General features: G+C 69.2%; 10 protein-coding genes and 1 tRNA gene. 3 read left to right on the forward strand and 8 right to left on the reverse strand.

Annotated features, from left to right (window positions below; translation table 11 throughout):
• Positions 1 to 242: 242 nt before the first annotated feature.
• Positions 243 to 9509, reverse strand: coding sequence for a fatty acid synthase subunit beta domain-containing protein (locus tag AC1HFH_RS21135; RefSeq protein ID WP_480247928.1), 9267 nt, complete (start codon positions 9507 to 9509; stop codon positions 243 to 245).
• A gap of 394 nt (positions 9510 to 9903) precedes the next feature.
• Here AC1HFH_RS21135 and AC1HFH_RS21140 point away from each other — a divergent pair.
• Positions 9904 to 9985 (forward strand) — tRNA-Leu (locus AC1HFH_RS21140).
• A gap of 19 nt (positions 9986 to 10004) precedes the next feature.
• Here the strand turns inward: AC1HFH_RS21140 and AC1HFH_RS21145 are convergent.
• From AC1HFH_RS21145 to AC1HFH_RS21155, 3 genes are all read right to left on the reverse strand, one after another.
• Positions 10005 to 10994, reverse strand: a complete 990-nt coding sequence (locus tag AC1HFH_RS21145) for a DUF2332 domain-containing protein (protein ID WP_480244523.1) — start codon at positions 10992 to 10994, stop codon at positions 10005 to 10007.
• Positions 10995 to 11194: 200 nt separating this feature from the next.
• Complete coding sequence (locus tag AC1HFH_RS21150) at positions 11195 to 11827, reverse strand: phosphotransferase family protein (RefSeq protein ID WP_480244524.1); 633 nt, start codon at positions 11825 to 11827, stop codon at positions 11195 to 11197.
• A gap of 167 nt (positions 11828 to 11994) precedes the next feature.
• Positions 11995 to 12816, reverse strand: a complete 822-nt coding sequence (locus AC1HFH_RS21155) for a maleylpyruvate isomerase family mycothiol-dependent enzyme (protein ID WP_480244525.1) — start codon at positions 12814 to 12816, stop codon at positions 11995 to 11997.
• 61 nt (positions 12817 to 12877) lie between these two features.
• Here AC1HFH_RS21155 and AC1HFH_RS21160 point away from each other — a divergent pair, with 61 nt between their 5' ends.
• Positions 12878 to 13426, forward strand: a complete 549-nt coding sequence (locus tag AC1HFH_RS21160; RefSeq protein ID WP_480244526.1) for a class I SAM-dependent methyltransferase — start codon at positions 12878 to 12880, stop codon at positions 13424 to 13426.
• Between the two features lie 152 nt (positions 13427 to 13578).
• Here the strand turns inward: AC1HFH_RS21160 and AC1HFH_RS21165 are convergent, their stop codons facing one another.
• The 4 genes from AC1HFH_RS21165 to AC1HFH_RS21180 form a co-directional block, all read right to left on the reverse strand.
• Positions 13579 to 14118 (reverse strand): hypothetical protein, encoded by a 540-nt coding sequence (locus AC1HFH_RS21165; RefSeq protein ID WP_480244527.1) that lies wholly within the window; start codon positions 14116 to 14118, stop codon positions 13579 to 13581.
• A gap of 463 nt (positions 14119 to 14581) precedes the next feature.
• A complete protein-coding gene (locus AC1HFH_RS21170) occupies positions 14582 to 15022 on the reverse strand; it encodes a DoxX family protein (RefSeq protein ID WP_480244528.1) in 441 nt (146 codons plus the stop codon).
• A gap of 173 nt (positions 15023 to 15195) precedes the next feature.
• Complete coding sequence (locus tag AC1HFH_RS21175) at positions 15196 to 15651, reverse strand: DUF4189 domain-containing protein (protein ID WP_480244529.1); 456 nt, start codon at positions 15649 to 15651, stop codon at positions 15196 to 15198.
• Between the two features lie 122 nt (positions 15652 to 15773).
• Positions 15774 to 16481, reverse strand: coding sequence for a VIT1/CCC1 transporter family protein (locus tag AC1HFH_RS21180; protein ID WP_480247929.1), 708 nt, complete (start codon positions 16479 to 16481; stop codon positions 15774 to 15776).
• Positions 16482 to 16610: 129 nt separating this feature from the next.
• On the opposite strand from AC1HFH_RS21180, the gene AC1HFH_RS21185 reads away from it, so the two are divergent.
• Positions 16611 to 18161, forward strand: a complete 1551-nt coding sequence (locus AC1HFH_RS21185; protein ID WP_480244530.1) for an MFS transporter — start codon at positions 16611 to 16613, stop codon at positions 18159 to 18161.
• Positions 18162 to 18183 lie beyond the last annotated feature (22 nt).

Here is an 18183-nt window from a genome sequence, read left to right on the forward strand (position 1 = left end):
CGGCACCATTCGGTAGACCGCGGTTGCCGTTCTCGGACACTGTCGCTGCCCGAAGCCGCCGATCGGGCACTTGTCGGGAGAAAGTGTCACAAACGGCAAGTCCTGGACGTGGCCCGGACGCCGACCCTGCACAGCGCGGCTATCGGTTTTCCCCCGGCGGCGTCGGACGGGTGACGGCAACGCGGCCCGGCACCGAAGTGAATGGTGCCGGGCCGCACCCGGGTCGGACGTCCGGTGACCGGTCAGGCGGTGGGCGCCGGGCCCTGCGCGAACGAACCGGTGCCGCAACCCCGTCCATCGGCCAGGTAGGCACCGTCGGCGCCGAGCCGGGCCTGCGGCGACAGCAGCACATCGGCTTCCAGCTGCCGCACCTCGGCCGCGGGGGTACCGTCGCCGCCGAGCCGGCGGTCGGCGGGCCGCTCGTACAGCGGTGCACCGCCGCACATCGCCTCGGCCAGCCGCTGCCGCCCGGTCAGCATGCGCTGATCGGCCCGCTGCCGGTATTCGGCGCGCTGCTGCGGATCCAGTGCGGCCAGGAATGCCTGCGGGTGCACGACCGCAATCAGTCCGGATACGTGGCCGAAGCCGAGCGAGGTCACCAGACCGGCCTTGAGCGGGAACCGCTCGCCGAACCGCAACGGCTCCCGGGCCCACACCAGATGCGGGTAGTCCTGCATCTTCTCGTCCACGCAGTCCAGACTGCGGTTCGGCGGCACCACACCGGATTCCAAAACCTGGCACAGGCCGATCAGCTGGAAGGCGGCCGCACCGCCCTTGGCGTGCCCGGTGAGGGTCTTCTGCGACACCACGAACAGCGGTGCCCCGGCCTCCCGCCCGAGCGCACCGGCCAGCCGCTCGTGCAGTTCCGACTCGTTGGGATCGTTTGCGGCCGTGGAGGTGTCGTGCTTGGAGATCACCGAGATGTCGTCGGCGCCGACACCGAGGGTGCGCAGTTCCCGCGCCAGCCGTGATTCGGCGCCGCCACGGCCCGCCCCGAGCGCGCCGAGTCCGGGTGCCGGGATGGAGGTGTGCACGCCGTCGGCGAACGACTGCGCGAAGGCCACCACGCCACGCACCGGCAGGCCGAGCGCCGCGGCGACGTCACCTCGGGCGAGCAGCACGGTGCCGCCCCCCTGGGATTCGACGAAGCCGCCGCGCCGACGGTCGTTGGCGCGGGAGAAGTAGCGATCGCTGATCCCCTTGGCGCTCATGGCGGCCGAGTCGGCGGTGGCGGACATGTCGCCGAAGCCGACGATGCCTTCGATCCCCAGGTCGTCGTATCCGCCGGCCACCACGACTTCGGCCTTGCCGAGCCGGATCTTGTCAACACCTTCCTCCACCGACACCGCGGCGGTGGCGCAGGCCGCGACCGGATGCACCATGGCGCCGTAGCTGCCGACGTAGGACTGCACCACATGCGCCAGCGCCACATTCGGCAGCGCTTCCTGCAGGATGTCGTTCGGCCGGGATTCACCGAGCAGGTTGTCGATGTGCAGCGAGCGCATCGACGTCATACCGCCCATACCGGTGCCCTGGGTGTTGGCGACCAGGCTGGGGTGCACCCAGTTCATCAGCTCGGCGGGGCTGAATCCGGCACCGACGAATGCGTCGACGGTGCAGGCGATGTTCCACAGCGCCACCCGGTCGATCGAGGACGCCATGTCCGCCGAGATACCCCAGACGGTCGGATCCCAGCCGGTCGGGATCTGGCCGCCGACGGTGCGGGTGAGCTTGGTCTGCCGCGGTACCCGGATCTCGGTGCCCGCCTTGCGAGTGACGCTCCATTCCGCCCCGTCCGGCAGCGGCGCGATGACCGTGTGCTCCGGGTCGGCGGTGTGGAAGGCGCGGGCCTCGGCTTCGCCGCTGACTGTGAAGGTCAGGTCCCGATCCAGGAACACCGAGGTGAGCAGTGGCGCCGAATTGTCGGTCATCGGGCCGTCGTCGGCGTAGCGGCGGACGCCGCAGCGTTCCACCACGGCGTCGTGGTAGCGCTGGGCCAGCTCGGATTCCGGTACGAATTCGCCGGATTCGGTGTCGTACCAGCCGGGCTTCGGGTCGTTCTCCCACACCACCATGCCGGTGGTCCAGGCCAGCTCCAGCACACCGGCTGCGGAGAGCCGGTCTTCGACCTCGATCTCGAACCGGGTCCGCGACGATCCGTACGGTCCCAGTTCCGCGGCGCCGACGATGACGACCATATCGGCCGGATCGGCGGTCACCTCACCCCATTCCGGTTCCGGCCGGTCCGAACGGAGCATCGGCGGGGCGGGCAGTGCCGCGACGGTCGCGGCGGGCTCGTCCGTATCGTCCTCGGCCGCGGCGGCATCCTGCCGGGCCTGTTCGGCCAGCTCGGCCAGGTTCAGCTTGGCGCGTGCCAGCCCGCCGGTGAGGTCGATCTGCTGCGGGCCGTCCGTGGTGACCTGGCGGGCCCGGGCGGTGCACCACTTGAGCAGTTCGTCGGCCATCTCGGTGGTGGACCAGGTGTGTACACCGGCCTTCTCGACGGCCTCGACCATCGGATCGTTGTGTCCCATCAGCCCGGTGCCGCGCACCCAGCCGATCAGCGCGTGCACCATGGTGACCCGCGCGGACCAGGACTTCTCGGCCCGCCAGCGAGTGACCACCGCATCGAGGGCGGCCTTGGCCTCGCCGTAGGCGCCGTCACCGCCGAACAGGCCGCGGTTCGGGGAACCGGGCAGCACCACATGCAGTTTCGCGTCCACATCGTGGTCGGCACCGAGCGCGGACAGTCCGCCGATCAGGCGTTCCACCGACCACAGCAGCACCCGCATCTCCAGCTCGGCGCGGGCACCCGCGTCGCTGAGATCGCCCGCGACCCGCGGGGCTGCGAACGGCAGCAGCAGAGTCGGCGTGAGCGCATCCTTGATCTTGACCTTCGCACCGCCGGCGGTATCGGTCTGCTCGCTTCCGATCCAGTCGATCAGGGCGTCGAGATCCTGGTAGGAGGCCATGTTGGCGGGCACCACCCAGAGCACCGCACCGTGCCGGGCGTGCTCGCGGTAGAGCTTCCGGTACATGCGCAGCTTCTCGTCGTTCAGCGAGGAGGTGGTGAGCACCACGGTGGCACCGCCGGCCAGCAGCTTTCCGGCCGCGGCGGCCGCGATCGAACCCTTGCCGGCACCGGTGATCACCGCGACGTCCGCAGACCAAGGGCCCTCGGTGCTGTCCAGGGCCGAGGCGGCGATCTGTTCGTAGACTCCGGCCAGCACGGAACGGGCCTCGTGCATGGCGCGGCGGCGCCACCAGTTCGCCTGCGCGGCCACTGCGGCACCGGCGCCGATGTAGCCGTCCAGCGGGAGCTTGCCGGTCTCGGCGTCGTCGCCGAGCCACATGGTGGCCAGGTCCTCGCGGGCGGTGGCCCAGCGGTCGTCGATGAGGACCGCGCGGCGGGCGTCGAAGGCCGGGGCGACGGTGCGCCGCCAGTCGCTGCCGAGTTCGGCGGCGACCAGATCGGCCAGATCGTCGGCGGTCGCCTCCGGCGCCGAGGCCTGCTCGGCCAGCCCGAGCTGCTCGAGCAGGGTGCGGGCGGTGGTGGCGAGCACGCCTTCGGGGCCGGTGATCTGCTCGGTGAATTCGCCGAGCGCTGCGGCGTCGACGGTGCCGCCGGCGCCGCCGCCGGTGGCCGGCAGGGCCACGGTGATCCCGCGCCGCCCGGCGACCGCCTGGACGGCGGCGTCGATGGCGGAATCCACTGCGGCGCCGTCGCTCAGCGCACCCGGCACCAGTCCGCCGAGGTCGCCGCCCCGGACACTGGCGCCTTCCCGGGTGCCGAGCGACACCTCGGCCAGCACATGGCTGGCCCAGCCGGGGCCCAGCTCCCACACCTTCTCGACCCGGTCGGTGACGGCCGCGGGCCGCTTACCGGACGGGCCGAACACCTTCCGCAGGTGGTCGCCGATGGCGTCGGTGAGCACCGAGCCGAACGGCTTGTAGGTGCGGGCCAGCCGGTCGACCGTGGCGGCCAGGGCGCCCATATCGGCGTCGGCGGCACCGTCGATGGCGCCCAGCGACAGTTCGGCGCCGAGGTCGACCAGCAGCTGGTTACGCCGCGAGGAGACGCCGTCGCACAGGCCCTCGATGGTGTCTACCGGGCCGATCTGGTCGAGCCGCAGCTTGGTCCACAGCGCGATCAGCACCCGGGTGGCATCGGCGGCGGTGAAGGCGATGTCGTCCGGCCGGGGGCCACCAGTGGTGACGGGAGCGGCGGCCGGCGCAGCGGCCGCCGGAGCGGCCGCGGCCGGAGCCTCTTCCGGCACTTCGTCGATATCGTCGACCGGGGCCGGATCGGTGTCGGTGGCGTACACCACCGCGGCGTCGCGCTCGATGTTGAGCACCTCCACCGGGTCGGTCCCGAAGCCGGGCAGCTTCAGCGTCTGCGCGGCGAGGTTGGCCACCGTCGGGGTGGCGCCGAGACCGATCTCGACGAACCGCTCGACACCGAGTCCACCCTGATCCACATCGGTGAACAGCAGGTCCTGGGTCTCGATCCAGCGAACCGGGCTGGCGAACTGCCAGGCCAGCAACTCGATCAGGACCACCCGGCACAGTTCGGCCGGCCGGTCGGTCCAGGACTCGAAATCGGCCAGCACCGCACGCAGCGGCTCCGACGGCACCAGATCCGCGATCTCGGTGAGGAACGCCCGCTCCAGGTTGAACGGCCGCGGCACCAGGTTCGGAATGTAGCGGCCGACCAGGACCTCGGGATCGATTTCGGCGGGCAGCAGCTGTTCGAGCTTGTGCCGGAACTCCGGCACCCCGTCACGCAGCACCGTGGAGTGGAACGGCACGTCGATACCGGGCACCAGAATGAATGCCCGCTTGCCACCGAATTCCGCGCGACGGCGGTCGATCTCGGCTTCCAGGGCCGCAAGCCCGGCGACCGTGCCCGCGATCGCGTACTGCGAGCCGCGCAGGTTCAGGTTCACCACCTCGAGGAATTCGCCGGTGGTCTCGGAGATTCCGGCGACGAAGCCGATCACCTCGTCGTCGGGCAGGCCGATCTGCGACGGACGGATGGCGGCCATCCGGTAGTCGCTGCGGCCCCGGGCATCCCGCGGCACCAGCTCGTGCATGGCCGAACCGCGCTGGAACACCACCTCCAGGACCGCCTCCAGGGGCAGCACCCCGGCGACGGCGGCGAGCGCGTTGTATTCGCCGACGGAGTGTCCGGCCAGCATGGCGCCCTCGACGAAGGCACCGGCTTCCCGCAGTTCGGCGACCTGTGCGACACCCAGCGTGGCCATGGCCACCTGAGTGAACTGGGTCAGGTGCAGCACCCCGTCGGGATGCCGGTGGTCGACACCGCGGGCCCGCAGATGGGTGGGGTTGTCGCGCACCACCGCCAGGATCGAGAAACCGAGCGCTTCGCGGGTGTGCGCATCGGCGCGCTCCCAGATCTGCTTGGCGGCCTTCGAACGGGTCAGCGCATCCAGCCCCATCCCCTTGCGCTGGATTCCCTGGCCCGGGAAGGCGTACACGGTCTTCGGGGCGGCGGTGCGCCCCGTCGCGGTCATCACCAGGTCGCCCTCGACCCGGCAGGAGACCTCGACGATCTCGTCGCCGGCGTCCACCGCGATCCGTTCCACCCGCACGTCGATCTGCGCGCCGGGACGCACCATGCCGAGGAAGCGCGTGGTCCAGGCGGTGACAGTGCGGGCGGGCACCGTGGCGCCGGTTTCGACCGCCGACACCGCGTGCTGGGCGGCGGCGGACAACCACATCCCGTGCACGATCGGCGCACCCAGCCCGGCCAGGCGGGCGGCGGCGGTGCAGGTGTGGATCGGGTTGTGATCACCCGAGACGGCGGCGAACGCGTGCATCGCGCGCGGCGCCTGCATCCGGAGGTCGCGGCGGCGTCGGCGCGGGGTGTCGGCCGCCTGCTCGGACAGGGTGCCGCCGGCGACCGGCGGATCGGTGAGTTCACCGGCGCCGGTGCGGCCGCGGATGGCGAACCGCTCGACCAGGCGGGCCAGCGGTACGACCTCCAGACCTTGATCCCGCATCTCGCCGACGGTGACTTGCACCTCGACCACCCGGCCGAGATCGGTGTCGACGACCGCACCGGATTCGGCGCGCACCACCAGGATGCTGGTGTGATCGGGCAGTTCCCGCAGCAGTTCGATGCGGTGATCCAGGTGGACCAGGTCCAGCATGCCCTCGATCACGGTCGTACCGCGGTCGCTGCGTGCTGCGCCCAGCACCGCGAACACCGCCGGCCAGCAGGCGCCCACCAGCACATCGGGTGCCGTGCGGCCGAGGGTGCTCAGCTCCGCCGGCAGACCGCTGCCGGACACCCCGGCGTGGTCCGCGATCAGATCCGGGGTCCAGGCCAGGTTGACGTGCGCGGCGTCATTCTTGACCTCGGGCAGCGACTGCCCGGCGGCCACCGCGAGCAGCGCCGACATCGCCTCGGCGGCATCGGTTTCGGTGATCACCGGGGCGCCGCCGCTGTACACGCTGACGGGGACGGTGATCCGGATCCGGACGACATCCCGGCCCAACAGCGGGACGGTGAGCTCCAGGTAGCTGAATTCGGCTTCCGGTCCGGTGGTTTCGGTCAGTGTCGCCCCACTGGGCGGGTGCACGGCACCGGTGGTGTCGACGGTCCACTCGCCCGGGTCGCCGAGCCGGTGCACCGGGTTGACGGTGGTGCGGCCGGCCCACTGTACATCGGGCGCCGCGAGCACGGTATTGATCGGACCGGCCGCCACACCGGCTACCCGGCGCGAATCCACGGGCGCCGGAACCACACCCGCACGGACCAGGGAGTAGGCGGTGTCCTGTTCGAACCGGTCGAGGAGCTCACCGACCGGCTCGTCGACGCGGGTGATGCCGGCGACCGAGACCGTGCCCGGGATGACGCACACCTGGTCGGCCGAGTATCGCGGGTCATGGGCCTGCCACAGCGAATCCGAACGCCACCAGCGCCGGACGTCGCCGTCGATGACCGGCACGAAGTTCACCGGCTTGCCGGGGGTCTTGCACAGTGAGATGAAGAACGGCACGTCGGCCGGGTGCAGCACGGTCTCGGCGACCGCGGGGTATGCGGCCCGCAGCGCGCAGAGGGCGTCCACCGGGCGTTCGAAGGCGGCGTCGTCCGGGAACAGCGTCGGGACCTCGCCGTCGTCGGCCGGATGCAGCCGGGCCTCGGCGCGGCGGACCATCTCGGCGAACCGGTCCCGCCAGGTGATGTCGAGCCAGGTCGACTTCGCCGCGTCCCGGATCGCCTCGCCGACATCGGCACCGCAGTCGAAGTCCTTGCGCCGGTCCAGGCCGACCGCCAGCTCCACGTAACGCTGCAGCCAGTCCTCGTAGGTCATGGTGGCGACATCACCGAAGTACGGCTTCGCGGTGCCGTCCAGGGCCTCGATGATCTCGTCCCGGCGGGCGGCGACGGCATCGGCGTCACCGGCGACCTCGTCGAGCAGCCGGCCGGTGCGCGAAGCCGCGTTGTCGATCTCGTGGATGTCGGCGCCCAGCTGACTGCGACCCGATGCCATGCCGCCGGTGGCAGTACCTGCGCCGACCCAGTCCGGGGTGCCGGGGGTGTCGACCAGCAGCTGCTTCACCTCGGGGGCCGTGGTGGCTTCCAGCGTCGCCATGGCAGCGGTGCCCACCAGGACGCCGTCCAGCGGCATCGCCGGGTAGCCGTGCGCGGCCGACCAAGTGCCCGTGAGGTATTCGGTGGCACGTTCCGGGGTGCCGATTCCGCCGCCGACACATACCACCACGTTGGCCCGGGCCCGCAGCTCCGCATAGGTGGTGAGCAGCAGATCGTCGAGGTCCTCCCAGGAGTGGTGGCCACCCGCCTTGCCGCCCTCGACGTGCATGATCACCGGGTAGTCCGGCACCTCGTCGGCGATCCGCAGCACCGCGCGGATCTGCGCGACGGTGCCCGGTTTGAACGCGACGTGGGCGATGCCCGCCTCGGTGAGCTCCTCGATCAGCGCGACCGCCTCGTCGAGCTCCGGAATACCCGCGGTGACCACGACGCCGTCGATCGGCGCACCCGCCGCGCGGGCCTTCTGCACCAGCCGCTTGCCGCCGAGCTGCAGCTTCCACAGGTACGGGTCCAGGAACAACGAGTTGAACTGCACGGCCCGGCCGGGCTGCAGCAGCTGCTTCAACTCGTCGATCCGGTCGGTGAAGATCTGCTCGGTGACCTGGCCGCCGCCGGCCAGCTCCGCCCAGTGGCCCGCATTCGCCGCGGCGGCGACGATCTTGGCGTCCACGGTGGTCGGGGTCATCCCGGCGAGCAGGATCGGCGAACGTCCGGTGAGTTTGGTGAACGCGGTCTCGACCACGACGCGGCCGTTGGGCAGCCGGATCGGCTGGGGCGCGAACGCCGACCACGGCGTGTTCGGCTCCGGTGCCGCACCCGGGGTGAGCAGGCTGCGCTGACCCGGCCGGGTAGCGGCGGCCAGCACGCCGACGCCGGTCCCCTTGATCGTGCCCGCGGTCACCCGGGTCAGCAGGTCACCGGGCCCCAGATCCAGAATCCACTCGGCTCCCGCCGCGATCACACCGTCCACGGTGCCGACCCAGTCGATCGGCTGGACCAGGACCTGATCGGCCAGTTTGCCGGCAAGGTCGGCGTCGAGACCACACTGCCGCGCCCAGCCGGTCACCAGCTCCACGGTCTCCGCCAACGCCGGGTGGTGGAATCCGACATCCACCGCGATGTCCTCGAAGACCGGTGCGAACACCGCACCGCCGCGAACCTTCGCCTCCCGGTCGCGGTTCTGCTCCTCGTGCAGCCGGGCGCAGCGCTCGCGAACCCGGTCCAACTGGGCAGGCGCACCGGAGAGCACTACCCGGCGCCGCCCGTTGCGGATCGAAATGACCGGCGCCACCGCCGGATCCACGCCCGCGGAGACCTCGTCGACGAGTTCGCGCAGCTGCACCGGGTCGACATTGGATACCGCGACCATGGGCGAGCGCTCCCCGACCGGCATCAGACCACGGCGGCGCGCCACGAGCCCGGCTGCCGCACCTACCAGCTGCGCAATGGCCAGCAGTTCCACATCACGCTGTCCACCGGCGCCGATCGCCGCGGCCGCCAGCAGGCCCTGTGAATGCCCGATCACCGAACACGGCGGTGTGGCGGCCGGATCGAGGCCCTGCAAACGCAGCGCACGGGTGGCGGCCAGCTGCGCCAGCAGCACACCCGGCATGGATACGGCGGCCGAACGCAGCACCGCATCCGACGGGGCGGCCGAATCCTCGGCCTCCAGCTCGTCCTCGAGCATCCAGCCCATCGGATCGAAACCGCTCGGCCGGACCACCAGCAGCCGCTCGGCCACCGGCTCCAGCAGCGCGGCAGCCTCGTTGACCAGGCCGGTCAGATCGTCCTCCAGCGCGCCGTCGCGCGCGATCTCCTCCAGCTCACGCAACCACTGCGCGCCCTGGCCACCGAACGCGAGCGCGTACGGCGTGCCGTCCAGCAGGCGGTCCAGTAGTGGCGATCGCGTGCTCGAACCGGTCCCCATCTCGGTGCTCTCGTGGATCGTCAAGGCGCTTCGACTTCCTTCTCCCCACGATCCGGTGCTCGGATCGCGATCGGGTACGCGGACTACGGGCAGTGTCTGTGGCCGAGGATTCCACAGAATCATGAGGAAACCCTCACGTTTGTTCCGCACCCCGCGGGCTACCGATCGGTATTTCTGCACGCCCGTACCAAACGCATCTGAAACATGAGCGTGCCTCATGTTTGAACCCCCAGGTGACAGCACTGGACACCGTCCAGAAACATGAGCGCCCCTCATATTCACGGTTACCCAATCGTTATAATCCCAGGTCGTGTTACTGGCGAGTACGCCACGCCCGCCCAGTGCTTCGCACATCCCGATTCGCCCGGTAGAGTTTGGACGGTCGTACCATCGAGCGCGAGTGGCGGAATTGGCAGACGCGCCAGATTTAGGTTCTGGTGTCCTCGGACGTGGGGGTTCAAGTCCCCCCTCGCGCACAGTTTTGTGGCATGTGTGTCACTTCTGCTCACGTTCCCGAGCAAGCCAGTCGAGGGATTGGCCGTGTGCCCCGGCGTAACCCAGTGGAGCACCATCCAGCGCAACCACGAACTGCCCCGGAGTGTTTTCTGCCGGTTCAGGGAGCCGGGCCGCAATCGAGGGCATGACCCCACAGCCCTCGTTGGACAACCAGCGGCACGGCAGCCCACGGACGGTGCGTTCGAAGCGCATGCGGTCGGCGACGGTCAGGTAGTTCAGTACCGCGCTGTGGAAGACGACAGCCGTCGCACCCGCCGGAGCGGCAGCGACCAGGGCCGCGACGGTTTCGTTCAGGTCGCCTGACAACACGGATGCCGGGTGTGCCCGCGCGATGGCCACTGCTTCGCGCAGCCGCTCCAGCCGGCCGGGCCGGCCGGGCCAGACCAGACACTCGAGCCAGCGGACGTCGTCGGCACTATTCACATCAAGAGGATTCAGATCGACACCCGCGCGCGACACCACCTCGGGAAGACGATCCGGAATCGGCGGAGCGCCCGACGTCGAGCATCGAAGAACCACACCGGATGGGCCCGTGGCGGGATCGAGAACGCCCCGATCGTCGTAGCAATAGCTGAACAGATCCGGGTACAGGCACAGCCCTGCGGAAGCACCTACCTCGATCAACGCCAGCGGGCCCGGCAACTGTGCGAGTACAGGCAGCAGCACCGCCGCCCGCCCGACCTCATTCGTCTGAGTTCTCCGACTCATCGCGGTCCGGACCAGGCTGTCCCAATTCTCGACAACCCAATCCCGGAACTCAGCGAACGGCGGCCCACCGACCCCGAGAAACCTGGCTGCCGCGAAAACCAGATTCGGCTGCCGTTTCTCTTGTGGCAATAGATCCAGCAGCGCCAACAACACCGGATCGGAGGCGACGCCCCGGGCCCATGCCTCGTAGCACGAGGAGTTGCCCCGGGCTTCGATGTCGGCGAAGCGCCGATACCTCGAAGCCGTCGATCCTCGGATCACATGCGCCTCCCACGGAGTCGTCGCCAGTTCAACGGGACAGGCTACGACTCGTCGTCCACATTCTGCACGCGGCGATGGGCCCAACCATCGGAGGCAGGCTTCTGCCATCGAGGCACAGCAACGAGCCTCACCGGCGACTGGCACCCCGCCCTGGACGATCCTGACACCGACCAGTGTCGAGCGAATGTTGCTTCGTCCGCTCAGTCCCCCATCGCCCGGCTTCGCAGCACGTCGACCTCACAGCCCGGTGCCGCCGGATCGAATCCGTGCTCGACCGACCAGCGAACCCCCAGCAGGCTCCGCACCGACCACCACGCGCGGATCACGTCGAGGTCCACGTCGGCACCGTAGCCGGCAAGAACGTCATTCAGGCGCTCCGGTTGTCCGAGCGTCAAGGTGGCGAGGTCGTACAGGGCATCACCCGGGGCCGCCTCCGACCAGTCGAGCACGCCGGTGAGCTCGTCACCGGCGACGAACACGTGCGCGGCCTGCAGGTCACCGTGCGTGAACACCGATGTCCACGGCCGCAACGCGGCCTCGGCAACCCGCCGGTTGCGAGTCACCACGTCGGCGGGCAGCACACCATTCGCGACGAGCCACTCGCATTCACCATCGAGCTCCGCCGCCACTTCCTCGCAGCTCCTGCCAGGCCATGGCGGCAGCGGTGCGTCGTGCAGCATCCGCACGGCGGCACCAGCCGCCGCCCACGCTGCCGACGACGCGGTCGACGACTCACCTCGGCGGCCGAGCGCCGAACCGGTGAGCGCAGCCAGCGCGAGTACATGCGGCTTGCGCCACAGGACATCCGGAGTCGGGATCGGCGCCGAAGCCATCGCCTCGACCTCGATGTCGGTGCGCGAACGATCGGCGTCGATTTTCAGGAAAACACCAGCGACCCGCAATGTCGCGCGCTCATGGTGAGAAACGACAACCTCGACCTCGCCCGCAGGCGGCCGGATCGCGGAGTGAGGTTCCGAACACCGTTGCAGAGAGGGACTGTTCACCCGACGGCCCGGTCGCAGCGACGGCGCAGTTCTGCAACACCGTCGCCGGTCAAATCGTCGAGGGCGACCGGGCGTCCGGCTACAGCGAGGGCGATGGCCTCACCGGGGCCGCGAATTTCGGGGCCGGCACCCGATGTCCACGGGACGTCGGTGGCTACGAAGCGTAATCCTTTGGTGCGTCGGCCCGGGAACGCAAACGGGTCGGGATGGTCGAGGACCGCGATCATCCGGTCGCGCGGAATTTCACGGGGGCGGCCGAGTGGGCGACGAATGTCCTGTTGGTGCACCAGCAGATCCGCCAGCATCAGTCTCGGGGCGAACTTCGACAAGCGGCCGCTCCGGTGCGTCATCGCATCCACCAGCTGTGTCGGCGCCGTGTTCGCGAACCGGGCTACGATCGAACCGTTGATCCGGTCGACGGAGCCGAAGTTCCGTGCGACCAAGGCCGTGTAACCCAGCGGCGAATAGGTGTCCTGCAGCAGGTGGGCGACCACGTCGCGGACCCGCCAGCCCGCACACAGGGACGGTGAGTCCCAGTCCGTATCCGACAGATCGCGCAGCAGATCAATCAGCTCTGCGTACTCCGCCGCCAGCATCCCCCGAGTGCTCATGGCGACGAGTCTATCGGCCCGCGGTCCGGGCGATGTCCACACAACGGTCTGGGCACCGGAATCGGTGTATGCAAGGCTGTGATCGAGACCGACAACCAGCAACGCGGGGGTAGTGATGGGCGGTTCCCAGGACGACAACGGGTCGCCAGCGTCCGGCGATGCGGTCCGAAAGGCGGCGGCACCGTACTGCCTGCCATTTCTGGCCATCTACGACATCTGGGTGATCCGGCTGAGCAACCGATTCGGGTGGCGCTGCCCCGCGGACACCATGCTCGGCCGGTATCACCGCCACGTCGACCGACGGCATCTGGAAGTCGGCCCCGGCTCGGGCTGGTATCCGGCCCACACCCGATTTCCCGGCAATGCCGAGATCACGGTGACGGACCTGAACCGCACCTCCCTCACCTACGCTGCCCGTCGACTGCGCAGAGCCGGACACACCGTGCGCGAAACCATCGCAGATGTTCTCGCGCCGGCACCCGAGGAGGTCGGCACGGGCTACGACTCGATCGGCATGAACTTCGTTTTACATTGCGTACCTGGCGATTTCACCACGAAGGGTATCTCTTTCGCCCATCTTTCCCGGGTGCTCGCCGATGACGGCACGCTGTTCGGCTCCACCATCCTCGGAGAGCAAACACCGCAAACCTGGTTCGGCCGCCTCCTCACTACCACCTACCGGCGGATCGGTGCATTCAACAACCGTGACGACACCCGGGCCGACCTCGCCGCAGCACTCGACGCCGCGTTCGGCGAATATCACCTGACCGACGTCGGCGACGTCACCCTGTTCACCGCTGCACAACCACGCCGATAACCACCATGGAGACCTGGAGCACGAACTTCGGCACCGCTCGATGCCCGCCGATCGGACGACTCCAGCGAGCCCCCCCAGCGCGACTGCGCTTTCACCGCAGCAGCACCGGGGGTCCCGGAATTGGAGGCAGTCCCTGCCGACCCATCTACTTCTCAGGGCAAGACCTGCGGAACGGCCTCGGGGTTCACGTGGCCGACGATCCCACCGATGACGGCGCCGACGGCCGCATGGGGAAGTGTGGCGACGAGGAGGCAGATCGGGTAGCCCACGCCCAGCACGATCACGGACGGGATGCAGTTGACCAGGGTGGCGAGTGCACCGATACCGGCACCGGCGACGGCACCGTTGACCACCGGGTCGGAGTTCTCGGCTTTCGGATCGGTCGCGACGTCGTGCAGCTGGGGCTCGATCACATCCGAAACGACGGGAGCGGCCACCTCCGGGGCAGGGCTTTCGCTCGAAAGCTCCGCTGCATCCTCCGAAATCACTTCGGCCGCCGGGCTATCGGATCCGAACGAAAACTCGGCGATGGCGGTCTCGTAGCCGCCACCCTGGACGGCCATCGCGGTCGCCGGCTGAGCCGGGTGGTCGGCGTCGGCGTTCGCTGACGCGAGACCGCTGCCGGCAAAGGTGACCACCACAGCCAACGGCAGTGCACCGAGGAGAAGATTGCGAATTGAACGCATGAACACTGAGTACTCCCTCTCGACTTTGCCCCCACCCGGACCAACCGAACATCGATCGAGCTATTAGTAATAGCCACACGGCCTCATTGGCAACTTTTGTGATTTAACTAACATTGACAATGTTGGACCCATCCGATCGTCCACCTGCTCACCACGCGCGAGAATACGGCGGTCGGACGTCGATCAGAGGTGTGGTGCGCACCGGCCCGGAAATGAGGACATGGCGACGACGGCGGACCTCGGCGGACTTGTCGGGCGCCACCCCGGTGACCGAACTCGGAGGCCCGGTCCCAGTGAGCCGCGCCCCGAATATCAGGATTCGCACTGCCCGGCACGCCGCGATCCTCCGGCATCCGTCCACCACCACGAAGACGAATGCCAGCGGCTCGCTGTGCCGTTTCCGACCCGGAAACGCACGAACGGGCGATCGGTGGTGGTCCACCGATCGCCGGTCCTGCCGGTGAGTTCGTCACCGCGTGAGCGAGTTCCGCAGGTCGGTGATCGTGGCGCGGCGTTCGTAGGCGATCCAGACGAAGATCGCGGCGAGCACCAGCGGGAAGATCGCCATGCCGGGCGCTTCCGCGATGAAGGCCTGGGTTCCGGCGGCCAGGACGGTGAGCACGGCCAGGCCCGCAGCGGCCAGGGCACTGAGCCGGGGCACCATCAGGCCGATACCGCCCGCGACCTCGGCGACACCGATGAAGACGAGCAGCCCGATGGAGATGTTCACGTTCGCGGGGGCGTTCTCCATCAGTGCGTTCGGCATCACCAGCTTGGGGCCGCCGGACGCGATGATGAAGAACAGGCCGAGCACGATCTGCAGCGTCCACAGGATGCGATTGCGGATCCTGCTGGGGCGGTGCGCAGTTGCGGCGGAGAGGGCGGTAGGAACGTTCGTGGTGGTGGTCATCTCTGGTCCTTCTGTCGGGCACCGGGTCGGTGGCGCGTTCAGAAGATGAGACGGGGCACGGATCGCGAACTCATCGCGCGCCGCAGATTTTTTCGGACTGCGATACCGACAGGGCCGGGCATCCGTACGGATGCCCGGCCCTCATTCCGGCCCGCACGGGGCCGATTGCCGGATCAGCCGGCGTTGCCGGTGCATTCCACCGCGATGATGCGGCCCGGCCCGGAACCCGGCGCCGAAGAGCCGAATGCCGCCAGCGGCGAGGGCGGCGGCGCGGCCGCGGCGAGCTTGCCGAGGGCATCCCGCTCGGCCTCGAACCGGTTACGTCCCGACCCGCCGTGCAGCAGCATGCCGTCGCCGCTCTCGGCGACGGCACCGCAGCCGTCGCGGAACCGGGACAGCACCTTGCAGCCCACCATCCCGCATTCGCCGAGCGCGCGCAGATCGGCCTGCTCCCAGCTGGGGTAGTTCCAGCCGGCACCCACGACCGTCTGATCGGGATCGGCATAGACGGCGATCGAACCGTACAGTGAGCCATCCGGCCCGGGTTCGGCCACGGCGGGTCCGGCGGCGAACGCGATGCTCGCCCCCGAAACCGCAATCGCCGTCAAACATTTACCCAGAAACGACATTCGAGATCTCCCCATGACACCCGCTCCGGGACCGGAGCGGTAGGTCGATCATGGTATAGGCGGGTCAGCAGCACCAAATATTCAGAAATACTGCGGGATGGGGCATTTCATCCGTGGCCGGTTCAGACTCCGGATACGCCGACCAGTTGGCCGATACCGTAGGTGACGACCATGGCCAGCGCGCCACCCAGCACGACTCGGACGACCGCCCGCCGTCGGCTGCTGCGGCCAAGCCCCGCGCTGACCGATCCGGTGATCGCCAGGGCGACGAGTACGGCGCCGAACGTCACCGGGACACGGGCCGTCACCGGCGGCAGCAGAATCGCCAGCAATGGCAGCAACGCACCGAGCGTGAACGCCACCGCCGACGAGAACGCGGCTGCCCACGGGTTGGTCAACCCGGCCGGGTCGAGCCCGAGTTCCGCCTCGGCGTGGGCGGTGAAGGCATCGTGAGCCGTCAGTTCCTCCGCCACGGTGCGCGCCGTTTCCGGAGAGAGTCCCTTGGCCCGGTAGATCTGGGCCAGCTCGGCCAGTTCGTACTCGGGTTCTTCGGCGAGTTCCCGGCGCTCCTTCGACAGCAGAGCGCGCTCCGAATCACGCTGTGTGCTGACGGACACATACTCCCCGACCGCCATCGAGATCGCGCCCGCCGTGACCCCGGCGACGCCCGCCGTCAGCAGGGTGGTCGTGCTGGTGGTTGCCGCCGCGACGCCGACGACCAGTCCCGCCGTCGACACGATGCCGTCGTTGGCGCCCAGAACACCGGCCCGCAGCCAGTTCAGACGGGCGGCCAGCCCCTCGGCATGCGGCTCGTGCGGATGCGGCTGCATCTCCGCATCCGGCTCGATCGTCTCGTCCACACCCCGTAGCCTAGGCCACCCCTGCAGGCGGATTCGCGACTTATCCGACCGGTTCGGCTCGCGGACGACATCACCGGAACTCCCCAGTACGCTGTGCGCGTGAGACCGAAGGGTACGGCGCCGGGGGCCGCGGCGCGGCCGGGAGTCGCACTGGGGGCCGTTGTCGCCGTGGTGTTCGTGACTTTTCTGGACACCACCGTGGTCAGCGTGGCGCTCGGGGACATCCGGAACGAGTTGAGCACCGATGTCACGCTGCTGCAGTGGGTGGTCAACTCCTACACCGTGGTGTTCGCGGGCCTGATGCTGGCGGGTGGCTCGCTGGGCGACCGATGGGGACGCAAACGGGTGATGATCGTCGGGCTGGTGATCTTCTGCGCCGGGTCGGTGGTGTCCGCAATGGCGAGCAGTGTCGCGATGCTCATCGCCGGGCGCGCGATCATGGGGCTCGGGGCCGCCGCATCGGAGCCCGGCACGCTGTCGGTGTTGCGGCATGTCTTTCCCGGCGAGCGGGCCCGGGCGAAGGCGGTCGGCGTGTGGGCGGCGGTGTCCGGGCTGGCACTCGCAGCGGGGCCGGTAGTGGGCGGCGTCCTGGTCGACGCGTACGGCTGGCGTTCGATCTTCTGGTTCAACCTGGTGATCGGGGCGGCGGCGCTGCTCGCGGCGCTGTGGTCGATCCCGGAGAGTGCCGACCCCAGGCGGGAGCCGGTCGACTGGGCCGGGGCGCTGCTCGGCGCGACCGCTTTCGGTTCGGTGGTGTACGCCGCGACCGTGGGGCAGGATCGGGGTTACACCTCGCCGCCGGTGTTGGCACTGTTCGGGCTGGGAGCGGCCGCCTTCGCGGGATTCGTCGCCGTCGAACATCGGGTACGCGCTCCGATGCTGGAGTTCCGCTATCTGCGCCTGCGCGCGGTGCGCAGCGCTCTGGTGGTCGCGTTCGCCGTCTATTTCGGCATCTTCTCGATCTTCTTCATCACCGCGTTGTATCTGCAGGTGATGCAGTCCTATTCGGCCGGCCGCACGGCTGCGGTCTTCGTTCCGATGGCGGTCGCCATCGTGGTCGGGGCGCTGCTCACCGGCTTTTGGGTTGCGCGCCGGGGCGCACACATTCCGATGATCGCCGGTTGCGTCCTCGGGGCAGGCGGGATCCTGCTCACCCGCCAGGCCCTGGCCGGGACACCGCACGATCCGACCCTGTCGGCGGCGATGGCGGTGGCCGGATTCGGATTCGGTGTCGCGGTGGTGCCGTTGACCTCGGCCGTGATGTCGGGGGTGCCTGCGGAGCATTCGGGGATGGCGGCAGCGGTGACGAACACGATGCGCCAGATCGGGTCGGCATTCGGTGTCGCGGTGCTCGGGGCGCTGGTCAGTGGCTTCCTCTCGGCGGACCTGCGCGCCCGGATGACCGAACTGGGGCTGCCCACCACCCTGCAGCCCGACGCCATTCAGGCCGTGGAACGGGGCCGGATACCCGAGGGCGTCGACATCGGGCCGTATCTGCAGTATCTGTCGAAGGTGTCGGAAGTGCTCGACGCCGGCAAAGATGCGTTCCATCGCGGGCTCGAGATGGCGCTGCTGGTCTCCGCGGTACTCATCCTGGTTGCGGCGGCGTTCACGGCACTCGACACCGATCGGCGAGTCCGGCACAGATAGCTCGATACGAGGGTGAGGAGTT

The sequence above is a fragment of the Nocardia sp. KT25-26 genome, assembly GCF_056627695.1.

What these genes read in the sequence shown, in the direction of transcription:
- AC1HFH_RS21135 (WP_480247928.1), bottom strand. Translation starts at nt 9,509, where the DNA reads ATGGGGACCGGTTCGAGCACGCGATCGCCACTACTGGACCGCCTGCTG.
- AC1HFH_RS21150 (WP_480244524.1), bottom strand. Translation starts at nt 11,827, where the DNA reads ATGGCTTCGGCGCCGATCCCGACTCCGGATGTCCTGTGGCGCAAGCCG.
- AC1HFH_RS21155 (WP_480244525.1), bottom strand. Translation starts at nt 12,816, where the DNA reads ATGGCCAGAAATGGCAGGCAGTACGGTGCCGCCGCCTTTCGGACCGCA.
- AC1HFH_RS21160 (WP_480244526.1), top strand. Translation starts at nt 12,878, where the DNA reads ATGCTCGGCCGGTATCACCGCCACGTCGACCGACGGCATCTGGAAGTC.
- AC1HFH_RS21170 (WP_480244528.1), bottom strand. Translation starts at nt 15,022, where the DNA reads ATGACCACCACCACGAACGTTCCTACCGCCCTCTCCGCCGCAACTGCG.
- AC1HFH_RS21175 (WP_480244529.1), bottom strand. Translation starts at nt 15,651, where the DNA reads ATGTCGTTTCTGGGTAAATGTTTGACGGCGATTGCGGTTTCGGGGGCG.
- AC1HFH_RS21180 (WP_480247929.1), bottom strand. Translation starts at nt 16,481, where the DNA reads ATGCAGCCGCATCCGCACGAGCCGCATGCCGAGGGGCTGGCCGCCCGT.